The following is a 2,227-nucleotide window of genomic DNA, read 5'->3' on the forward strand; positions in this document are numbered from 1 at the left end:
GCTGGGAGAAGCATTATTAGATTTTGTAGATATTAATGATTTGGAAACATGGTTAGAATCTGAGATAGACAAGTAGGTTTATTTAATTGTCTGATAGCGTAGCGTGGCGTTAGCCATATCAGGATATCCAGGATTTTAGGATTTATAGGATGTTGGTTTGCGTTGAAGTTTTTTGGATGTCAGGATTTTTGTGATGTGGGGAATTTTTTGGATATTATTTGATTGATGATCAAAATTCTCAGTTAATAAAACATCTATTCTGCGAATAAAGCTTCTAAATCTTGACGACCATTTACGACTCTAAGAATTTCCACATTATTATCAACAACTTGATAAAAAATGATGTAACCATTTAAAGGAAGTCCACGCATTCCCTGTCTTATGTATTCGTAACTGCGTCCCATATTAGGAAATTGCAGTAATTTTTCACACTTTTTTGTGAAATCTTGAAAGAGTATTTCTCCCGCTTCAATATTTCTGTTTAAAAAGTATTCAGAAATGCTATCTAAATCTCGAATTGCTAGAGGTGAAATCAAACATTGATTCATTTTTTTTCCTCTCGCGCATGACGAAATTTTGCCTGTATCTGTTCAACAACTGTTTCTAAAGGAACTCCTTCCCCTCGTTCTAGTTCTGCTGCGGCTTCATTCACTTTAATTTTCACATCTTCTACCCAGTCTTCATATTCTCGTTGTTTTTCTTGTAAAAGTTCTAGAGCTTGATTAATGACTGCTTCAGCATTAGGAAATCTCCCTTGAGCTAACTGGTTTTGAATAAACTGTTCTTGTTCTGGTTTTAGGGTAATATTCATTGTCTATTTCCTATAACTGATAATTTTCATTATAAACGTAATTGTCAGAATCAGGATGTCTAGGATTTGAGGATTTACAGAATGTTATTGGATGATTTTTGGTGGGGAGTTGGTGATTTTTATTTGTCTGAATCAGGATTTCCAGGATTTGAGGATTTATGGCTTACGCCACGCTTCGCTATCAGGATGTTGTTGGATGATTTTTGGTGGGGATGGCTTACGCCACGCTTCGCTATCAGGATGTTGTTGGATGATTTTTGGTGGGGAGTTGGTGATTTTTCAGGATGTTTTTGAATGATTATTTTTGAATAATTTAAACCATCTATAAATTACCATCCTGTTAATCCTTTAATCCTGGTTATCCTGATTCTGACAAATACAACTTTCATCACCAACAAACCATCTAAAAATTACCATCCTGTAAATCCTTTAATCCTGGACATCCTGATTCAGACAATTGAGAATTTCAGATACACGACAACTCTTAACAATCTTCTCATTTATCACATTAATTATCGCAGAAGTCGGGGATATTTAGATGCAAACTAACATTCTGTAAATCCTTAAATCCTGGATATCCTGATTCAGACTTAATAATTTTCTGTACCCCTTAAATGTTACAATCTACAAGTCTCGACGTGAGAGAAGAGACTACCACTATGTTGGCAACCGATTCCAAACCTTCCATCTACGATGTAACGAATAATAATATTTTAATTTCTCCTCCTGCTGGGGGAGGTGTCCTGCTGGTGCTTTTTTGTCAAAAGTAATATCTTTGTAGTATAACCAGTCACCTCCTTTTCTCCATCCTACGTTGTCTCCGAACTTCTCCCAGATGTCCTGGTTATGTTCTCTCGTTCCACCTAAACCTTGATAAATCCGTTTTTGCACAGAAAAACCAAATTTTCCATCACTGTATTTTACCCACAACTGGTCAATAGTTCGGAGGTCTTCATAGGGAAAATTATTAATATGTTCATAATTTAACCAACCTTCATTTTCCTGCTTCGCAACCGCTAACATTACCCGTCTTGTTTCTTCGTCTGCTTCTCTCCATTTCCCTTGTTCGAGGTAGTTACGGAGTTTCCTGTAGTCCATTCCACAGGATGATATTAATGGTACTTCTTGATTTATTAAACCCAATAACTCCCGAAACTCCCGCACAGTTTGGGGACGGTTTACAGGTTCTAACTCCATGCCTTTGAGAATAGCAGTATTTACCTTATCGCTAATATTCTGATTAAATTTTTGCGGTGGTGATAACTTAACATCTTCCTCAGCGCGATAATTAGCAGGAACAGGAACTCTATTCGTTAACAAACTATATATAGCGGTTATCAGTTGAGTGAGATACAAACATATGTACTAAGCAGATGAGTTAGCTGGAAAATTTGAATCTGGTTCTAAGTATTCAGT

Annotated in this window: 4 protein-coding genes; 1 reads left to right on the top strand and 3 read right to left on the bottom strand. The window is 36.3% G+C overall.

All coding sequences use genetic code 11. From position 1 onward, the window contains the following. Positions 1-254: 254 nt before the first annotated feature. Positions 255-548: a type II toxin-antitoxin system RelE/ParE family toxin gene (locus AN490_RS15230; RefSeq protein ID WP_015079969.1), complete on the bottom strand. Its 294-nt coding sequence runs from the start codon at positions 546-548 to the stop codon at positions 255-257. Beyond that, a complete protein-coding gene (locus AN490_RS15235; RefSeq protein WP_168653289.1) occupies positions 545-811 on the bottom strand; it encodes a type II toxin-antitoxin system ParD family antitoxin in 267 nt (88 codons plus the stop codon). Before AN490_RS15235 ends, AN490_RS15230 begins: the two co-directional genes overlap by 4 nt. Before the next feature lie 81 nt (positions 812-892). Between AN490_RS15235 and AN490_RS15240 the strand changes: the two genes are divergently transcribed. Then, complete coding sequence (locus tag AN490_RS15240) at positions 893-1,105, top strand: hypothetical protein (protein ID WP_300004995.1); 213 nt, start codon at positions 893-895, stop codon at positions 1,103-1,105. Between the two features lie 363 nt (positions 1,106-1,468). Here AN490_RS15240 and AN490_RS15245 read toward each other — a convergent pair whose 3' ends face one another. Further along, on the bottom strand, positions 1,469-2,131 hold the full coding sequence (locus AN490_RS15245; RefSeq protein ID WP_366925046.1) for a GUN4 domain-containing protein: 663 nt from the start codon (positions 2,129-2,131) through the stop codon (positions 1,469-1,471). Positions 2,132-2,227: the final 96 nt, after the last annotated feature.

The sequence above is a fragment of the Anabaena sp. AL09 genome (assembly GCF_001672255.1).
Taxonomy (GTDB): domain Bacteria; phylum Cyanobacteriota; class Cyanobacteriia; order Cyanobacteriales; family Nostocaceae; genus Dolichospermum; species Dolichospermum lemmermannii.